This window comes from Streptomyces europaeiscabiei (assembly GCF_036346855.1).
Lineage (GTDB): Bacteria > Actinomycetota > Actinomycetes > Streptomycetales > Streptomycetaceae > Streptomyces > Streptomyces europaeiscabiei.
The window spans coordinates 4,096,235-4,115,702 of sequence record NZ_CP107841.1 but is presented as its reverse complement, the minus strand read 5'-3'; the positions used below and the strand labels follow the sequence as shown (position 1 = coordinate 4,115,702).

The 19,468-nt window shown below is 73.2% G+C and carries 9 protein-coding genes; 2 read left to right on the top strand and 7 right to left on the bottom strand.

Annotated elements, in window-relative coordinates:
• Window position 1 precedes the first annotated feature (1 nt).
• The 7 genes from OG858_RS17790 to OG858_RS17760 form a co-directional block, all read right to left on the bottom strand.
• Entirely contained in the window at window positions 2-2,224 is a 2,223-nt protein-coding gene (locus tag OG858_RS17790; RefSeq protein ID WP_086752372.1) for a bifunctional glycosyltransferase/CDP-glycerol:glycerophosphate glycerophosphotransferase, read from the bottom strand.
• A 5-nt stretch (window positions 2,225-2,229) separates the two neighbouring features.
• Window positions 2,230-4,419: a bifunctional glycosyltransferase/CDP-glycerol:glycerophosphate glycerophosphotransferase gene (locus tag OG858_RS17785; protein ID WP_328544722.1), complete on the bottom strand. Its 2,190-nt coding sequence runs from the start codon at window positions 4,417-4,419 to the stop codon at window positions 2,230-2,232.
• A gap of 201 nt (window positions 4,420-4,620) precedes the next feature.
• A complete protein-coding gene (locus OG858_RS17780) occupies window positions 4,621-6,891 on the bottom strand; it encodes a bifunctional glycosyltransferase/CDP-glycerol:glycerophosphate glycerophosphotransferase (RefSeq protein ID WP_327724162.1) in 2,271 nt (756 codons plus the stop codon).
• A 408-nt stretch (window positions 6,892-7,299) separates the two neighbouring features.
• Window positions 7,300-8,217: a carbohydrate ABC transporter permease gene (locus OG858_RS17775; protein WP_086753009.1), complete on the bottom strand. Its 918-nt coding sequence runs from the start codon at window positions 8,215-8,217 to the stop codon at window positions 7,300-7,302.
• Window positions 8,214-9,569 carry a carbohydrate ABC transporter permease gene (locus tag OG858_RS17770; RefSeq protein ID WP_373420914.1) on the bottom strand — a complete coding sequence of 452 codons (1,356 nt, stop codon included), beginning with the start codon at window positions 9,567-9,569 and terminating at the stop codon, window positions 8,214-8,216. The genes OG858_RS17775 and OG858_RS17770 overlap by 4 nt, the downstream gene beginning before the upstream one ends.
• A gap of 10 nt (window positions 9,570-9,579) precedes the next feature.
• Entirely contained in the window at window positions 9,580-11,013 is a 1,434-nt protein-coding gene (locus OG858_RS17765; protein ID WP_319064996.1) for an ABC transporter substrate-binding protein, read from the bottom strand.
• 323 nt (window positions 11,014-11,336) lie between these two features.
• Entirely contained in the window at window positions 11,337-15,473 is a 4,137-nt protein-coding gene (locus tag OG858_RS17760) for an FHA domain-containing protein (RefSeq protein ID WP_327724160.1), read from the bottom strand.
• Window positions 15,474-16,024: 551 nt separating this feature from the next.
• On the opposite strand from OG858_RS17760, the gene OG858_RS17755 reads away from it, so the two are divergent.
• On the top strand, window positions 16,025-17,776 hold the full coding sequence (locus OG858_RS17755) for a serine/threonine-protein kinase (RefSeq protein WP_327743944.1): 1,752 nt from the start codon (window positions 16,025-16,027) through the stop codon (window positions 17,774-17,776).
• 341 nt (window positions 17,777-18,117) lie between these two features.
• Window positions 18,118-19,356 (top strand): serine/threonine-protein kinase, encoded by a 1,239-nt coding sequence (locus OG858_RS17750; protein WP_319064992.1) that lies wholly within the window; start codon window positions 18,118-18,120, stop codon window positions 19,354-19,356.
• The last annotated feature ends 112 nt before the right edge of the window (window positions 19,357-19,468 follow it).

Here is a 19,468-nt window from a genome sequence, read left to right as displayed (position 1 = left end):
CTCATGACAGCACGAAGCCGCTGCTCGTCACCGATGCGACCGACCTCGGCGCGGGCACCGCCACCGCCCGCTCACCCAGCATCAGCGTCCGTACGACCCGCTCGGCGGCCCGCCCGTCGTCGAACTCGCAGTACCGCTCCCGGAAGCCGGCCCGCAGCCGCGCCGACTCCGTGTCCCGCCACCGCCCGGAGTCGAACAGCCAGGCCAGTTCACGGTAGGAGCGGGACACATGGCCGGGCGGGTCGGCGGTGATGTCCAGGTACATGCCCCGGCTCGCCGCGAAGGAGTCCCGGTCGTCGGCGTGGACGACGACCGGCCGGTCGAGGTTGGCGTAGTCGAACATCAGGGCCGAGTAGTCCGTGACCAGGACGTCGGAGGCGAGCATCAGCTCCTCGACGTGCGGCTCGTCCGTCGCGTCCACGACGACCCCCCGCCGGTGCAGCTCGGCGAGCCCCGACCCGCGCGCCGGACCGTCCGCGAGCGACGGGTGCAGCCGTACGACGAGGGTGTGGGCCTCGCCCAGGCTGCGGCGCAGGTCGGCGGCGAACCGGGCGAGGTCGAAGCGTTCGACATGACCGCCCCGCCGGTAGTCGCGGGGCGTGGGCGCGTACAGCACGACCGTGTGGCCGGCCGGGATGCCGAGCCGCTCCCGGACGGCCGCGCCGCTGTCCGGCCCGGCGTTCACGAGGACGTCGTTGCGCGGGCTGCCGGTCCGCAGCGAGGTGAAGCCGCACGGATACGCCCTGCTCCACACCAGCTCGGAGTGGCGGTTGGCGACGAGGCTGTGGTCCCAGCGGTCGGCCCCGCGCAGCATCTCCGGCACGTCCACACCGAGCCGGGCACCGGGCTTGTGGAGCAGGTCGGCGCCCATGAACTTGAGCGGGGTCCCCTGATGGGTGTGGACGTGCACACTGCCCGGCCGCTTGGTGAGGGTGCCCGGCCAGGCGGCGTTGCTGACGAAGTACGTCGCCCGTGCGGCCGTCCGCAGATGCTCGGGCGAGCCCGGCGTCACGTACTCGACACCCGGAGGGAGCGTCGCCACCCGCTCGGGCCGCACCACCCACACCCCGCGGATGTGCGGCGCGAGGTCACGGGCGGCCTGGTACACGGCCGCCGGGTCGCCGAGCACGCCTCGGTGCGAGAACGCCGAGTACAGGGCCAGGTTCGGGTCCAGCGGCAGCCGCTCGTGGGCCAGTGACCAGCCCCGTCCGATCAGCCCGGCACCGGCCGCCCGCACACGCTCCCCGTGTACGCCGAGCGCGGTACGCACCCTGGTGGCCTGTCGCCGGACGCGGTAGGCGGTCCAACCGCCCTCCAGGACCCGGTAGTCGGGCGCCACGGGACCGTCGTCCGACCGGTGTTTCCGGTACAGCTCCGCCGTCCGCCGGAAGAATTCGGCCCGGTCGCCCGACGGCACCCGGTCGGGCCCGCCGAGAACGTCCAGGCTGTGCCTCGCCATCCTGTCCCGGAGATAGGGCCGCCAACTCGCCGCTTCAGGGCGGGAGTCCAGGAAATCGAAGACCCGCTCGTACTGGTCGTGCACGTCGAAGTGCTGTCGGCCGGTGGTGGAGAGGAGGTCGCCCAGCCGCCGCTGCCGATGGGCCACACAGATCCGGTCCAGCGTGGCGATCCGCCCGGCGGCGAACAGCACGGGGAACGTCCAGGGCGTGTCCTCGTAGTGGCCCGGCGGGAACCGGAAGCCGTGCGCCTCCACGAACTCCCGCCGGTAGGCCTTGTTCCACACGGCCGTCGGCAGGTCGAGGATCTCCGGGTACTCGGAGACCGTGAAGGTGTCTTCGCCGGCTGTGGTCAGGAGGTGCGCGAGCGTGTTGCGCCGCGTCTCGCCCCACCAGTACGTGCGGACGTGGTCGAACACCAGCACATCGGGATCGCCGGCCTCGTCCAGCCGGTCGGCCATCGCGCGCAGGGCGCCCGGGGCGAGAGTACTGTCGCCGTCCAGGAAGAGGACGAAGTCCCCGGTGGCGTACGGCAGTCCGGCGTTGCGGGCGCGGCCGGGACCCACGTTCGCGGGCAGGTGCAGCACCCGTACGCGTGGGTCGCGGGCGGCGTACGCGTCGAGGATCTCGCCGCTGCCGTCCGGCGAGCAGTCGTTCACGGCGATCACCTCCAGATCCCGGTACGACTGCTGCAGGACCGAGTCGAGGCACTCGCGCAGAAAGCCCCGGACCTCGAAGACGGGGACGATGACAGTGAAGCGGGGCATGTCCGTCAGTTCCTCACGAGGGTCGCGGCGGTGGGCGCCGGGGCCGGGGTCCGCTCGGCGAGCGGCACGACGGGCGACAGCGCCTCCGGCCGCTCGCCGAGGAACACCCGCCGTACGACCCGCTCGGCCGCCCGCCCGTCGTCGAACTGGCAGAACCGCTCCCGGAAACCGGCCCGCAGGGCGTCGGCCTCCATGTCCGCGTACGAGCCGTCGCGGAACAGGTCCGCCAACTCCCGCTCGGTACAGGCCACATGACCGGGCGGCGCGGCCGGCAGATCGAAGCAGGCGCCCCGGGTCTCCCGGTGGACGTCCCAGTCCTGCGCGTGGATCACGATCGGCCGGTCGAGGTTGGCGTAGTCGAACATCAGGGACGAGTGGTCGGTGATCAGCGCGTCGGCGGCGAGACAGACGTCCTCGGTGGAGCGGTGCGCGGTGACGTCGATGATCCGGTCGTCGGTCCTGCGGGGTGTCCTGGCGCCGTGCAAGTGGGGCGCCCGCAGCAGCACCACGAACTCCTCGCCCACCGCCTCGCGGAACGCGTCCAGATCGAGCCGGGCCTCATGACCGGTGGCGTGATCGATGGCGTGATCCGGGGCATGGCCGGTGTCGTGGCCGCGGTGGGCAGGGGCGTAGAGAAGGGCCCTCTTGCCCTCGGGCACACCCAGTTCGCGCCGGGCGCGCGCCACGTCCTCGGCCGTCGCCGTGTAGTAGACGTCGTTGCGCGGAGAGCCGTACTCCAGCTGCTCGTACGTGCCCGGGAAGGCCCGCTCCCAGGTCTCCGTGGAGTGCCGGTTGGCGGAGAGACCGAAGTCCCAGCGGTCCACCTGCTCGAGGAGGCCGGTGAAACCGCCGGACGTGGCGGCCACCACCGGGTACGGGAACCGGTCCAGGCCCGTCGTCCGCAGCGGGGTGCCGTGGTGGGTCCGGACGTGGACGCTGCGGGGGCGCTTGACGACGGCGTCCGCGAAGTCGGTGTCGCCGACGAGGTACTTGGCGCGGGCGAGGACCTGCCAGTGGCGCGGACTGCCGATGACGGCGTACTCGACGTCCTCGGGGAGACCGTCCACGGCGTCGGGCTCGACGAGGAACACCGAGCGCAGGCGCGGGGCGAGTTCGCGGGCCCTGGCATGGACGGCGGTGGGGTCGCAGCCGACACCGAGGTCCCGGTACCCGTGGTACACGACGAGGTTCCTGTCCAGCGGAAGGCGACGCTGGGCGGCGTACAGGGCGCGGGTCAGGGGCGCGCGCGGGCGGGGGAGCGCGGCCAGGGCTCCGGCCGCCGCCCGGTCGGCGGCGGACAGGACCCGGAAGCCGGCGTACGAGCCGGTCGCGAGCAGCCGGTGCTGCACACCGAGGGTGCCGCCGGGCGGGTGGAAGCCGGCCGGGCAGTAGTGGCGGTACAGGTGCGTGGCGCGGCGGAAGAAGGCGCGGCGGTGGTGCACGGGCAGCCGCTCCGGGCGCGCGGCGCTCCGCAGCACGACCGCGAACAACTGCTCGAACAACGCCTCCGACACGCCCCGTTCGGCCGTGGCCCTGGCGAGCACCAGCTCCACCTGGTCGAGCAGTTCGAGCTGCTGCTCGCCGGGCGCGTGCAGCCGGCTGCCCTGCCGGCGCAGCAGGTGCCGGACGCAGACCGTGTCCCGCAGTTCGGCCGTACGGTCGGCGGCGAGCGCGACCAGGCCGCTCCAGCCGAGGTCGGTGAAGTGGCCGATGGGGAAGATGAGTTGCCGCTCGGTGAGGAAGTCCCGGCGGTAGGCCGCGCTCCACGCCGGGGTCTGCGGACCGGTCGGGCGCACGACGGTCGTACCGCCCTCCCACCAGTGCGCGCGCTCGTGCGCGAAATACAGGACATCGGGGTCGCCGGCCTCGCCCAGCCGGTCCGCGATCGCCTGCAGCGCGCCCGGCGCGAGCGTGTCGTCCCCGTCCAGGAACAGGACGTACGCCCCGTGCGCCGCCGACAGTCCCGCGTTGCGCGCGGCGCTCAGCCCGCCCGAGGGCGGCGACTCGACGGGGGCCACCCGGGTGTCCCTCGCGGCGTACGCGCTGCTGACCGCCCCCGCCGGTGAGTCCGGCGCCACCTCATGCACCGGAATCAGCTCGAAGTCACCGAACGGCTGACCGAGAACCGACTCCAGAGCGAGTGACAGACGCCCTTCGACACCGTACGTGGGGACGATGATGCTGAAGCGGGGCATTCTTTCCTTTCGGGGGCCGCGTGATGTGTCTGCGGGCGGGTGGGGCTGGTCGCGCAGTTCCCCGCGCCCTAAGGGGTCTGCGCCATTCAGGGGCGCGGGGAACTGCGCGAGCAACCACGACGGGCCCGCGCTGGGGGTCGAAGGGGCGCAGCCCCTGGGAGATGGGACGGGTAGGGGCGGCGGGGGCGAGGGAAAAGGCCGCTACGCCGACGGAAGGTTGCCCAGGTCGGGCCCCGGCACGGTGGCCAGCGGGGACGACGGGCGCGCCGCCGCGGCCGACGGGACCGGGTGGCGGTCGGCCGGCGGTACGAAGCCGGGCGCGGAGGTGTCGCCCAGCACGACCCGCCGCACCACCCGCTCCGCCGCCCGTCCGTCGTCGTACGGACAGAAACGGTCACGGAACGCGGCCCGCAGCTGCGCCGACCGCGAGCCACGCCAGTGCCCCGTGGCGAAGATGTCGATCAGCTCGTCCTCGCTGCGTGCGACCGCGCCCGGCGGGAAGGAGCGCAGATCGAAGTACGTACCCCGGGCCGCCTCGTACGCCTCCCAGTCCTCGGCGTGGATCACGATCGGCCGGTCGAGGTTGGCGTAGTCGAACATCAGGGAGGAGTAGTCGGTGACCAGGGCGTCCGAGGCGAGGCACAGGTTCTCCACGCTCGGATAACCGGTGACGTCCAGGAGGCGGCCGTGCGCCAGGTCCGTCAGCGGGGAGTCGTACGCGTGGTGGGCGCGGGCGAGGACCACGAAACGCGGCCCGAGCTTGCGCAGCACCCGCTCCAGGTCCAGATGGGCGCGCTGCGAGAGGCGGTAGTCGCGGTGTGTGGGGGCGTACAGGACGGCGACCGCGCCCTCGGGGATACCGAGGTGTTCGCGCACCCGGGCCACGTCCGTCGAATTGGCCCTCAGGAAGACGTCGTTGCGTGGGGTGCCGTATTCGAGGGTCGTGTACGCGGACGGGTGGACGCGCTCCCAGACGAGCGTGGAGTGCCGGTTCCCGGACAGCACGTAGTCCCACTGGTCGCTGCCGCGCAGCGCGGCGGCGAAGTCCGTGCCACGCGCGGCCGCCGGCCGGTCCTGGAGATCGAGACCCATGCGCTTGAGCGGGGTGCCGTGCTGGGTCTGCAGCAGCACCTGACCGGCCCGCTTGACCAGCCGTCGGTCGAAGTCCACGTTGTTGACCAGGTACTTGGAGCGGGCGAGCGCCGTCCAGTACGCCATCGAGCCGGGGAGCACCCGCCGGGTCGCCACCGGGAGCGTGTGGTGGTACTCCGGACGAGCGACCCACGAGGTGCGCATCCCGGGGACGTACGTACGGAACGCGTTCTCCAGCGCGGCCGGGCTGCAGGCGTAGCCCCGGCCGTCGTACGCGGCGAACACCGCCCGGTCGGCACGCAGCGGGAGGAGGCGCTGGACGCGGTAGTGAAGGCGCAGTCCGGCCGCGCGGAAGAGCCCGGCCAGGCCCCTTGCCAGGCGTCCGGCACCCCGGCCCAGCCGCGCCCCGGCCCACAGCGCGCGGTAGACGTGCCTGCTGCCGATCCGCAGGAGCGCGTACCGGAGCCGGGCGCGGGCGCGGACGGGGGCGCCCGGAGTGCGGTAGCGGGCGCAGTGCGCGCGGACCGTGCGCAGGAACTCGGTGCGCGCCTCGCGCGGCAGCCGGTGGCGCTGGGAGAACACGGAGGTGAGGTGGTCGACCATGTGCCGGAACAGCACCGGACGCCACTGCGCCAGCTCCGGCCGCTCGTCGACGTACGCGAACACCCGGTCGTACTGCTCGAACACGTCGAAGTGACCGCGTGTGGTCGTCCCGAGCAGGCTGCCGTGGTGGCGCCGGCGGTGGTGGACACAGACCCGGTCGAGGGTGGCGACGGAATCGGCGGCCATCAGGACGGGGTACGTCCAGGCCGTGTCCTCGTAGATGCCCGGCGGGAACCGGAAGTCGTGGTCCTCGACGAACTCCCGTTTGTACGCCTTGTTCCACACCGCCGGGCGGACGCTCAGCAGGCCCGGACGCTCGTCCAGACGGAAGGGGGCGGGGCCCTGCTCGGTGAGTCGGAGGGCGTGTTCGTTGCGGACGGACTCGCCCGACCAGGAGATACGAGCGAAGTCGTGGACGAGGACGTCCGGTTCGCCGGTCTCCTTGACGCGGTCGGCGATCGCCTGGAGTGCGCCCGGCGTGAACGTGTCGTCGCCGTCGAGGAAGAGAAGGTAGTCCCCCCTCGCGTACTCCATCCCCTTGTTGCGGGCGGCACCCGGGCCCGCGTTCTCCCACAGGCGCACGGTGCGCCGTACCCGGGGGTCGCGGGCCGCGGTCTCGTCGGCGATCGCGCCGCAGTTGTCGGGGGAGGCGTCGTCGACGACGATCAGTTCGAGGTCGGTGAAGGACTGGGACAGCACGGAATCCAGGCATTCGCGCAGGTACGCCTGAACCTTGTACGCGGGAACGATGACACTGAACCTGGGCAAGGAGGACATCCATGGGTCGGCGCGGGCATACTGCCCGGAAACGGCCGATGGGATGATTTGGTTACGCGGTGTATTCCATACGGGGGATATCCGCGGGGCTTGGGGGCGCACAGGCGTGAACTCGTGGGCGTGCGGGGTTTGTTCACGCGGAGGGGCTCCGCCGGGCAGGGGGCGCCTGGTAGCTCGGAGGCTGGGGGTGTCGGGCGGGTGCGGGTCCGGTGGGGCTTCTCGCTTAGTTCCCCGCGCCCCTGAAAGACCAGGCCCTGCGGGCCTGGAAGACGGCGGGCCGGTGGGCCCCCTGAAAAGCACGGGGCGCAGCCCCTGCTCTCAGGGGCGCGGGGAACTGCACGACCAGCCCCCACGCACCCGCACCCGCCACCGCACGCCCAACTCCCGAGTCATTGGGCGCCCTTGCCGCTACTTCACCGCACCCGCCATCACCCCCGACACGAACTGCCGCTGGAACGCGAAGAACACGGCCAGCGGGATCACCATCGAGATGAACGCCCCCGGCGCCAGGACCTCGATGTTGCTGCCGAACTGCCGTACCTGCTGCTGGAGTGCGACGGTCAGCGGCTGGGAGCCGGAGCTGGAGAAGACCAGCGCGACCAGCATGTCGTTCCACACCCACAGGAACTGGAAGATCCCGAGGGACGCCAACGCCGGGGCGGCCAGCGGCAGTACGACCGTCGCGAACAGCCGCACCTCGCCCGCCCCGTCCAGCCGTGCCGCCTCCAGCAGCTCACGCGGGATCTCCGCGAAGAAGTTGCGCAACAGGAAGATCGCGAACGGCAGTCCGAAGCCGACGTGGAAGAGGACGACGCCGATGATGTCGCCGAAGATCCCGAGGTCCCGGAAGAGCCCGGACAGCGGGATCAGCGCCACCTGTACCGGTACCACCAGCAGCCCCACCACGGCCATGAACCACCAGTCGCGGCCCTTGAAGTCCAGCCAGGCGAAGGCGTATCCGGCCATCGCGCCGATCAGGACGACCAGCAGCGTCGCCGGCACCGTGATCCAGATGGTGTTGAACAGGGCGTCCGTGATGCCGTCGTTCTCGAGCAGCGACTCGTAGCTGTTGGTGGTGAGTTGGGCCGGAGCCGTGAACACCTTCCACCACCCGGAGGCGGAGATGTCGGTCGGGTCGCGGAACGACGAGACCAGCAGCCCGAAGGTCGGCACCAGCCAGAACAGGGCCACCAGCAACAGGAACACGCGCAGCACGCCGCCCGCCGCGCCGCTCGCGAGCCGGGCGGCGACGGAGCGTTCGGCGCGTGCGGGCGCCTCGCGCGCCGGAGTCTTCGGCGCGGGCGCGGGGGTTTCGAGAGCGGTCACCGCTGGCGCTCCTTCCTGAGGCGCCGGATGTTGACCCACATCACCGGCAGCACGAGCAGCAGCAGGACCACACCGATCGCGCTGCCGAGACCGAAGTCGCCCCCACCGCCGTACGACACCAGGTACAGCTGCAGGGCCAGGACGTTGGCCTCGTCCTGGGTGGGCTGGGGCGCGATGATGTAGACGAGGTCGAACACCTTCATCACGTTGATCATCAGCGTGACGAGGACGACGACCAGGACCGGCGCGAGCAGCGGGACCGTGACCCGGCGGAACACCTGCCACTCGTTCGCCCCGTCCACCCGGGCCGCTTCGAGCAGATTGCGGTCGACGCCGGCCAGGCCCGCCGCGATCAGCACCATCGCGAAGCCCGCCCACATCCAGACGTACGACCCGATGACGGCCGGGGTGACGAGGGCCGGGCCGAGCCAGTCGATGCCGTTGTAGGGCGCCGCGAAGTTCGAGCCGGGCAGCCTGAGTCGAGACCCGTCGGCCGACTCCGGAAGCCTGAACGTGCCGTCGGAGCCGCTGGTCGCGGTGGCGACGACCTTCCCGTCCTTCACCGCCTCGACCTTGACGCCCTTCAGCGCCTTCTCACCCGAGTCGACGGCCCCCTTCTCGCCGCCGCCACCGAGCCGGAAGTCCAGCCAGACGGTGCCGGTGACACCGTCGCCGGTGGCCGCCTCGGCGTCCTGCGCGTCGCCGGGCAGGCGGTTGGGCGCGATGCCGACGAGTGGGAGGAGCGCCGGGCTGCCCGCCCGCACGGTCCCCTCCGTGGTGAACGAACCCCCGCCGGACGCCCGTAGATCGCTCACCTGGGCGTTGGGCCGGGCCTTCGGATACACGGACTCGTCGGCGAAGACGTCGTGCACGGACGTCACGACCGCGTTGGCGACGCCCTGGCTCGGATCCTGCTCGTACACCAGCCGGAAGATGATGCCCGCGGCGAGCATCGAGATCGCCATCGGCATGAAGACGATCAGCTTGAACGCCGTTCCCCAGCGCACCCGTTCGGTCAGCACCGCGAAGATCAGCCCGAGCGCGGTGACGAGCGCCGGGGCCACCGCGACCCAGATCGCGGTGTTCCGTACGGCGACGAGGGTGGAGTCGTCGGAGAAGATCTCCGCGTAGTTGTCGAGGCCGACGAAGCCGGAGCCGTCCGCATCGAACAGGCTCCGCCAGACCGAGTACCCGATCGGGTAGACCACGAGCGCGCCGAGCAGCACCAGCGCGGGCAGCAGAAACAGCACCGCCACCCACAGCCGGGTGCCCGTCACGCTCTTGCGCGGTGCGGCGGGGGGCGTCGGCAGCGCGCCGGCGCCTCCCGCCGTCTTCGTCACGGCGGACGGCATGAGGTCGCCGTCAGCCGTTCCCGTAGGCCTTCGCCGCGTCGGTCTCCAGCTGTTTCTGGGCACCGGCCACGTCGTCGGGGCTCTTCAGGAAGTCCTGCAGGTCCTTCCACTCGCCGACGCCCTGTGTGCCGCCGAACGCCGCCGGGGCCTGGTCGGACATGTCGAAGCGGAAGTCGTCGCCCGCCGCGAGCAGCGCCTTGGCGATCTCCCGGGTGGCGTCGTCCTTGTAACTGGCCTCGTCCATCTCCTTGTTGGGGGACAGGAAGCCGCCCTGCGCCGCCCAGATCTCCGCCGCGTCGGTCGAGGCGAGGAAGGTGAGCAGCGCCTGCGCGCCCTTGCCGTCCTTCAGCGCCACGGCCGCGTCGCCGCCGGTGACCACGGGGGAGGCGTCCCCTACCGCCGGGAACGGGAAGACCTTGGCGTCCGTGCCGATCTTGGCGTCCGTGTCACCGTTGATGGTGACGGCCACGAAGTCGCCCTCGAACACCATGCCCGCCGGGGTGTCCCCGCCGAAGGTCTGCGTGATCGACTTCGGGTACTCCGTCTGCAGCGCGCCGGACGCCCCGCCCGCGATCAGGTCGTCCTTGCCCCACAGCTGGGCGAGCGTGGTGAGGGCGTCCTTGACGGAGGGGTCGGTCCACTTGATCTCGTGCTTGGCGAGCTGGTCGTACTTCTCCGGGCCCGCCTGCGAGAGATAGACGTTCTCGAACCAGTCGGTGAGCGTCCAGCCGTCGGCGCCGCCGATGGACACGGCGGGGGAGCCGGCGTCGGAGAGCGTCTGCGCGGTCTGCAGGAACTCGTCCCACGTCTTGGGCTCTTCGGTGATGCCCGCCGCCTCGAAGGCCGCGGTGTTGTACCAGACGAGGGATTTGTTGGCGGCCTTCGCGTAGACGCCGTACTGCTTGCCCTCGTATGCGCCGAGGTCCTTCCAGCCGTCCGAGAAGTTCTTGTCCAGTTGTGCCTGGGCCTCGCTCCCGAGCGGTTTCACCCAGCCCTTCTCGGCGAACTGGTGTAACACGCCGACCTGCGGCAGGAACGCCACGTCCGGCGGCTTGCCGCCCTCGATCTTCGTACCGAGGAACGTGGACGTGTTGTTGCCGGTCGGCACGAAGGTCACCGAGGCGCCGGTGCGCTTCTCGAACTCGTCCAGCACCTTCTGGAAGTTGTCCAGCTCCGGGCCCGTGAAGACCGCCGCGACCTCCAGCTTCTGGCCGTCCAGCTTGGGGAGTTGCACGGTGGCCTCGCTGCCGCCGCCGTCGTTGCCCTTGCCGCCCTGGTCACCCTGGTCGCCGCTGTCGTCACCGCCGCACGCGGTGAGCGAGAGGGCGAGGGCGCCTGCGGCGAGGGCCACGAGGGCTTTGGACGTGGGGGGATGAGTGGGCTTGCCGAGGGGATTGGGCTTGCGTGTGCGAACAATGCGACGAATGCGGTGGATGTTGCGCATCTCTGACCCCGTTCTCCGTGCGTCGTCGAACGTAGAGCGCTGTCCCGTGCGCTCTGGTCTACGCCGCGTGCTCGGGGGCGGCAAGGGCGCCTGCCGTGTCAACGTCGCGATCGTGACCGCGTCGTGACCATGTGGGGGGCGCGGGACCTCGGGGGCGCGGGACCGCGGGGGCGCCGGGCACATCTTCGCCGTGGGGTGCTTCGTCGTTGGCGGCTTCCCGCCTACGGTGGTTGCTCGCGCAGTTCCCCGCGCCCCTTCAGGAGCCTGCGGCCCCTGTCGGCGCAGGCAAGCGCCTTTCACTTCCGGCCCGGCGCCAGGTGCCTCTACAGCAGGGACGGTACGTCCGCCGCCGAGACCTCCCGCGCCGCGCGGTCCAACGCGCTGGCCAGCAGCGCCAGATCAGTGGGGCCGTTCCCCAACTCCCGGACGGGGCGCCGCGCCGGCGGGTCGCCCATCCGCGCCCAGTCGAGCGGTACGACGGTCGGGCGGAGGGTCGCGGTGCGCGGGATGCGGCCCGTGACACGGCCCGCCTGAAACGCGGTCGTGCGGCCCCCCTCGCCCAGCAACTCCCCCCGGCCGGGGACGGGTTCGTCCGGCCCCGGCATCGGCGCGCTCAGGACGACGCGTCCGCCCGCCGCACGCCCCAGCTCACTCTCGCCCGCACGCCCACCGACGGCGGTCGTGGCGACGAGATGCACACCGAGACGCTCGCCCTCCCGGGCCACCGCCTCCAGCGCCCGTACGACGGACCCCGCCGCCGGCCGCCCCGTGGAACCCAAGGGGGGTGACAGCAGGGCGTCGAGGTCGTCGACGACGACGACGAGCCGGGGGAGTTCCGAGGCGGGGTTCCCCGCGGCTCCCCTGCCGTCCTGGTCGGTGTTCCTGCGGCTCGCCGCCGGCCGCAGTCGAAGTGTGGAGCTGGAGGACGAGTCGAGGTCGGCGGCCCCGGCCGATACCGCCTGGGAGGCCCCCGGCCCCGAGGACTTCGCCCCCGGAACGCCGGGCGTCGCCGTCCCGGACTTCGCCGAACGCTGCGGGACGATACGCCCCGAGACCTCACGCCGTGTGTGCCACTCCACGAACCCGAGCCCGCCCAGCAACTCGTACCGACGCTTCAGCTCGGTGATCAGGGACTGCGCGAACTCCCGCATCCGGACAGGGTCGTTGGCCGTGAGATGCGTACCGACATGGGGCAGGTCCGTACAGACCCCCAGCCCCTCCCCGGCCCGGCCGCCACCGGCACCGGCGGCGCCACCGGCACCGCCGTCCCGCCCGTCCACGAGGGCGATGCCCAGCCGGTCGGGCCGCTCGGCGGCGGCGAGCGACGCGGCGACGGACCGCAGCAGCTCCGTACGACCGCTGCCGACCGGCCCCTCGATCAGCAGATGGGGGCCCTCGGCGACGAGGTCCACGGAGACCGGCCCGCGCGGCCCCGCGCCGAGCACGGCCCAGGCCCGCCCGCCGAGCGCCGCCGTGTCGTCGGCGGCGTCCGCCCACCGGGCCATCAGCGACGCCGGTGTGGCCCGCGCCAGCCCCAGCTCGTCCAGCAGCCGTGCCGACTGCGGCAGCGGCGCCGACACCCGCGCCTGCCGGTCCCCGGCCGCCCCGTCCGTCCGCAACGGTGCCAGCGCCCGCGCGAACCGCTCCGCCCATGCCACCGACACGGCGTCCAGCGTGGCCACCGTGCCGTGGTTCAACAGTCCGGGTGCCTCGTCCGGGTCGAACGAGGTGATGTCCTGGGTGCCGGGATGCGTCCGTTCGTCGGCACCGGAGAACGTGTTCCCCCCGAGGTCGATGTGGGTGTGGGTACGGCTCACCGAGGCGGGGTCCGCCTGGGCGGAGCCGCGGGCGGCCTCGGAACGGCCGGAGTGGTCGGGGCGGGGGCGGCTCGACACGGCGTCGGCGTCCGTACCGCGCGCGTGGTCGGCGGAGGACGCGGGGCGCATGGTCCCCGCACGGCCGGAGCCGGCCGGACCCGATGCCCCGGAAAGGGTTCCCGTGCCGTACCCGGTGGAGGCGACGCGCAGCAGTCGCAGCGCCGTGGCGACGTCACCGCTGAGCAGGGCGACGGCCCCGCACGCGCGGAACGCGGGCGAGACCTCGCAGGCCGCCGAGTACGTCTCCGTCACCGGTGAGGCGGGTGACGCGGACTCCGTCTCGGCGAGGCACACGACATGGATCCCGGCGAGGGGCCCCTCCTGCGCCAGCCGCACCACGGCCTCCCGCACATCGGCGCCCCCGGGGTCCCCGTCCACGATCACCACCGTGTACGGCCCCGCGAAGCCACCTCCCGCCGGTCCGTCCTCCCTGGCCCACGACGGTCGACGCGCGGCCCGCCGGGCGGAGCCGCCCTCGGCCGTCCCGTGCACCGCCCCACCGCGATCGACCCCATGGCCCGCGAGGCCTCCGGATCCAGCTCCGGATCCAGCTCCGGCCCCGGCCTCTGGCGTACACCCGGCCGTGCGGCCCCCGGTCTCCCCGGACCGGTGGCTCCTGGCCCCTGCGCCCGCCGTACGACCGTCGCCCGCGCCCGCCGTGCTCCCGGGTGCGTGTCCCGCCGTGTCCGCCGCGTGGTCCTCCACGCGGCGGAGCAGCTCGTCCAGACGGGCCGTCGTCTGCTCGCGGTCGTAGGCGAGGAGAAGGCGGCAGTCCTGGCCGTGGGCGGGGCGGAGATGGGGGAGCCAGCCGAGCCAGGACCAGTCGGCGGTGCGTTCCTCGGCGGAGCGGGAGCGGTCCGCGCTGATCAGGACCAGTTCCAGGGCGTCGGGGGAGTGCAGGGCGGCGAGCTGCGCCACGACCGCGCGGGTCACCCCCATCAGCCGGGGGTGCGGCCCGGCCAGCCCCAGCGCGCCGACCTCACGCAGCCCGGTGGTCACCGGCACCGCCGGCAACAGTCCCGATCCGTCCGGCGCCGCCCGGTCCGTCGTACCCAGCCGCACGGTCAGCGCCTCCGGGTGGCCCGGTCCCCGCTCCCACAGCCGGGCGCCCGGCCCGAGCGCGGTGAGCAGCAGCGCGGCGGGATCCGGCCATGTCTCCGGCAGCCGCTCCCCGCCGGCCGGGAGCACCGAGGCCATCGCCCCGCGCTCGGCCTCGTCGTACTCCGCGTCGTACTCGTACGGGTCGTACTCGGCCCCCGCCTGCCCCCGTCCCCCGGTCAGCCGCCGAGCCCAGGCCCCGAACCCGCCCCGCTTACGCAACCCGCGTGGTACATCCGTGCCCCGCAGGGGAGTGCCCTTGCGCGTACCGGACTCGACGGGCCCGTCGACGTCTCGGGAATCGCCCGCGCCACGAGCGCCCCCGGAGCCCCCGGGGCCGTCGGAACCATCGAGTCCCTCGGAACCACCGGGGCCGTGGGGAGCACCGGACTCACCGGCGCCGCCCGGCCCACCGGCTCCGGTGGGCAGCCCCGGCCCGCCGGACCCGCGGGAATCCTCGGCCTCGCGGGGCTCATGGCTGCCGCGGGCATCGCGGCCGTCGCCGACGCGGCCATGGGCCTGTGCCCCGCCCGCGTACGCCGCCCCCTCGTGCACGGCGCTCTGACCGGTACCGGAGGCGGTCGCCCGCCCCGGGGCGTCCGTGGCGGACCCCGGGCCTCCCGCCGTCCGCTCGATCCCGGGCACGCCGCCCTGCCCCGGCACGGTCCGCCGCTCGGCGCGACCGTGCCCCGGATCGTCGGCCCCGGGTCCGCCCGCGGCCGAACGCGTCACCCCGCCGGAGCCGCTCTCGGCCCCTGAACCCCTGCCCGCCGAACCGGAGCCGGCGCCTCCCGGCGTCCGCACCGCGGCCGTCACCCGGATGTGGCCCTCCCCGTCGGGTGCCGTCGCTATCCCCCGTGCCCCCGACGACGAGGCCAGGCGGAGGGCGGACTCGCCGATGCGGAGGAGGGCGCCCGGAGCGAGGCGGACCGGGCGGTCGCCCACACGGGTGCCGTCGAGGGTGGTGCCGTTGGTGGAGCCGAGGTCGACGACGCAGACGCGGCCGTCGGCGGAGAGGGTGACCGCGCAGTGGAGGCGGGAGACGTCCGGGTCGTCGAGGGGGACGTCGGCGTCGGCGGAGCGGCCGATGTGGATCTTGCCGCCGTGCAGCAGATGGACACCGCCGGCGTCGGGGCCGGCCACGACGTGCAGCTGCGCGGCGGCTTCGTCGACCTCGGGGCCCGACTCGGAGGGGGCGCCCAGGGAGAGCACGGCGCCGTCGATGAGGGGTGGCTCGCCCAGGGTGCAGCGCTGGGCGTCGAGGCGCTCGGCACCGGCGTACAGCACGACCTGCCCGCCGCCCACCTCCCGGCTGCGCTCCAGTCGCTCCGCACCGCCCTCGCCGACGGCGGAGGCGAGGCCCGAGGCCACGGCGGCCAGCGCCGTCCCGGCGGGCGCCGTGACCAGCACGTCGCAGGCCGTGGCACGTCCTCGCGGCTCCGAGATCGGTCCCAGCGGGTCTACGACGGTCAGCCGGATCTGCATCGCCGTCAGCGATCCCTTCCGCGCGGGCACCCGCGACGGCGAGGACGAGACTGCGCGGTCCCCACCGCAGACTTCCCCCACCGCTCACGGGCACGTCGGCCAGTACTGGAGGCATCCTCGCACCTGCCACGGACAACACGCCCGCCGCCCACCGCCAAGTGATCTTGATTGGTCGGCTCTGCCCCCAAAAGTGCCTGACCAGTGGCCGCTAGTTGATCACTTGAGATCGGTCACGTCCGTATCGGGAACGGCGTACGTCCGTATCGACAACCGCGTACGTCCGTATCCGGAACCGCCCACGTCCGTGCCGGGCAACCAACCACCCACGGGTGAGCGTCTTTCCATCGAACGCACACGGGTACCCGTACGTACTCGCGGACACGGACACCGACAGGCAGCACACAGCAAGTCGGAACAAGTCACAGCAATACAGGCGGGAAGAGTCAGGAAGACGACAGCCCGGTACCGAGGACGGCCGCACTACAGTGGGTCGGAACGTCCGCGGGACTCCAGGGCGTGACCAGGCAAGCAAGCAGCAGGGAGCGCATGACGTGCGGCCGGTAGGGAGCAAGTACCTCCTTGAGGAGCCCATTGGACGCGGCGCCACAGGCACTGTCTGGCGCGCCCGCCAGCGGGAGACCGCGGGGGCCGAGGCGGCCGTGCCCGGCCACCCCGGCGAGACCGTGGCGATCAAGGTTCTCAAGGAAGAGCTCGCGAGCGACGCGGACATCGTGATGCGGTTCCTGCGGGAGCGCTCCGTGCTGCTCCGGCTCACCCACCCCAACATCGTGCGGGTGCGGGACCTCGTCGTCGAGGGCGATCTGCTGGCGCTCGTCATGGACCTGATCGAGGGCCCCGACCTGCACCGGTACCTCCGGGAGAACGGCCCCTTCACGCCCGTCGGCGCGGCCCTGCTCACCGCCCAGGTCGCCGACGCGCTCGCCGTCAGCCACGCCGACGGCGTCGTCCACCGCGACCTGAAGCCCGCCAACGTGCTGCTCAAGCAGGACGGCGGCCAGATGCACCCGATGCTGACCGACTTCGGCATCGCCCGCCTCGCCGACTCCCCGGGCCTGACCCGGACCAGTGAGTTCGTCGGCACGCCCGCGTACGTCGCCCCCGAGTCCGCCGAGGGCCAGCCGCAGACCTCCGCCGTCGACATCTACGGCGCCGGCATCCTGATGTACGAACTGGTCACCGGGCGCCCCCCGTTCAACGGCCAGTCCGCGCTCGAAGTGCTGCACCAGCACCTCAGCGCCGAGCCGCGCCGCCCGTCCACCGTCCCCGACCCGCTGTGGACGGTCATCGAACGCTGCCTGCGCAAGAACCCGCGCGAGAGGCCCAGCGCCGTCAACCTCGCCCGCGCGCTCCGCATCGTCGCCGAGGGCGTCGGCGTGCACGCGAACTCCATGCAGATCGCCGCCGCCGACGGCGTGGGCCACATTCTCGCCCCCGACCCCGCCCCGGCGCAGGTCCCGGGCGCGGCCCCGGACCCGTTCGGCTCGGCCGACGCGACGCAGGTGCTGCCGCACGGCGCGGGCGCGTACGACCCGAACGGTGCGACCAGCGTGCTCCCGCACACCTCGGGCCCGGCGGGCTCGGGCGACCCCACGACCGTGCTCCCGCACACCTCCGGCGCCGACCCGACCTCCGTCATGCCGCCGGTGCCGCCGCACGACCCGGGGGGCCAGCAGCCCGAGCAGCCGCACCCCTGGCAGAACCAGCTCCGCGCGGCCCGCGACCGCAACGAGCAGACCCAGGTCCAGTACCTCGACCCCAGCGAGGACCCGCTGCGCCGCCGCCCCCAGCGGCAGGCCAACCGTCAGCAGCAGCCTCCGCAGCAGCAACCCCAGCAGCCCCAGCGCCCCCCGCAGCAGCCGCCGCGCCGGCAGCAGCGCGGGTCTCAGGGCGGCCCCGGCCCCGGGTACGGCCACCCGCAGCAGCAACAGCCGTACGCCCCCGCGCCCCCGCCGCCGCAGCCTCAGCGTCGGCAGCCGCAGCCGCAGCGGCACGCGCCGGCGCCGCAACCCCAGCAGCCCGCGCCGCGGCCCCAGCGCGAGCCCCGGCCGCCGCGCGAGCCGCGTCGGCGCAGCGCCAACCCGATGCGCATCCCGGGCCTCGGCTGCCTCAAGGGCTGCTTCTTCATGATCGTCCTCTTCTTCGTCGGAGGCTGGCTGATCTGGGAGTTCACACCCCTCCAGGGGTGGATCGGCACCGGCCAGAGCTGGTGGGGCCAGCTCACCGACTGGGCTGGCGAGGCGGCCAAGTGGTTCCGCGAGCTGGACAACGGCACGGGCCAGTGACGCGGGCCCGGGGGTCGAGCCCCGGGCAATGACCCCGGCGCTGGCTCCTGACCCCGGCCTGGCCCCTGACCCCGCGGCCTGGACCCTGGCCCCGGCCTGCTTCGGTCTCGGCGGCGGTTGTGAGCCGCTGCGGGCCGGTGGAGGCGGTCGGGCTCTTCCCCGCGCCCCTGAAGGGGCGCAGTCACCCACGGCCTTGGCAGCCCGCGTGGTGCGGTTGATGGTGTCTCGTCGCCAGGGTTGGGGATTTGTCGATATCTGAGGGGTGATTTCCGCCTCGGCGGTGAAGGTTGGGGTCCGGGGCGCGTAGCTTTGTCGCCAACACGCGGCCTGTAGGAGCAGTCTTGGGACGGAAGATCGGAAGCCGGTACACCGCGAACCAGATTCTGGGGCGGGGCAGCGCCGGAACGGTGTGGCTGGGCGAGGGCCCGGAGGGCCCCGTCGCGATCAAGCTGCTGCGCGAGGACCTCTCGTCCGACCAGGAACTCGTCGGCCGTTTCGTCCAGGAGCGCACCGCGCTGCTGGGCCTCGACCACCCGAACGTGGTCTCCGTACGCGACCTCGTCGTCGACGGCAACGACCTCGCCCTCGTCATGGACCTCGTCCGGGGCACCGATCTGCGCACCCGCCTCGACCGGGAGCGGCGCATGGCCCCCGAGGCGGCGGTCGCCATAGTTGCCGACATCGCGGACGGCCTGGCGGCGGCCCACGCGGCCGGGGTCGTCCACCGGGACGTGAAGCCGGAGAACGTGCTGCTGGACATGCAGGGCCCGCTGGGGCCCGGCGGCGCCCACCCGGCCCTCCTGACCGACTTCGGCGTCGCCAAGCTGATCGATTCGCCCCGCCGTACCCGCGCCACGAAGATCATCGGTACGCCGGACTATCTCGCCCCCGAGATCGTCGAGGGCCTGCCGCCTCGCGCGGCCGTGGACATCTACGCCCTGGCGACCGTGCTGTACGAGCTGCTCGCCGGCTTCACCCCGTTCGGCGGCGGGCACCCCGGTGCCGTGCTGCGCCGCCACGTCACCGAGACGGTCGTCCCGCTGCCCGGCATTCCCGAGGAGCTGTGGCAACTGCTCGTGCAGTGCCTCGCCAAGGCGCCGGCCTCGCGGCTGCGGGCGTCCGAGCTGGCGGCACGGTTGCGGGAACAACTGCCGTTGCTGGCGGGGATGCCGCCGCTGGACGTCGACGAACCCGGGACGGAGTCCGGCGACGAGTACGAGGAGGCGCCCGCCGAGGCGGAGGCGCCGCGGGAGCGGGTGCGGCGGGGGGCGGTGCCGTTGGTGCCGGGGGCCAAGCCGGATTCCAACCGGGACACGCACACGTCGATGCGGGTGCCGGGGCCGGACGAGCTGGCCGGGGGTGCGCGGGGGACCGCGCGGGTGCCCCGGGCGGCGGGGGCGCCTCGGCCGGGGTCGGCGCGGAACCGGGGGAGTGTGGTCCGACGGCGACGGATCACGTTGGGCGCGGCGGCGGTGGTGTTGATCGCGGCGGTGGGGGTGGGGGCGTGGGCGGCCACCTCCGGGGACGATGACGGTGGTGCGCCCTCCGACACGAAGAATTCGGCGCCGGGAAACCCTTGAGTCCTTAGGGCGCCTGATCACTCGGGGACGACTGTGATCAGGCGGGTGCGGGCCCGCCGTGGCCGATCGCGCAGTTCCCCGCGCCCCTGAAAGACCAGGCGCCGAGGGTTCG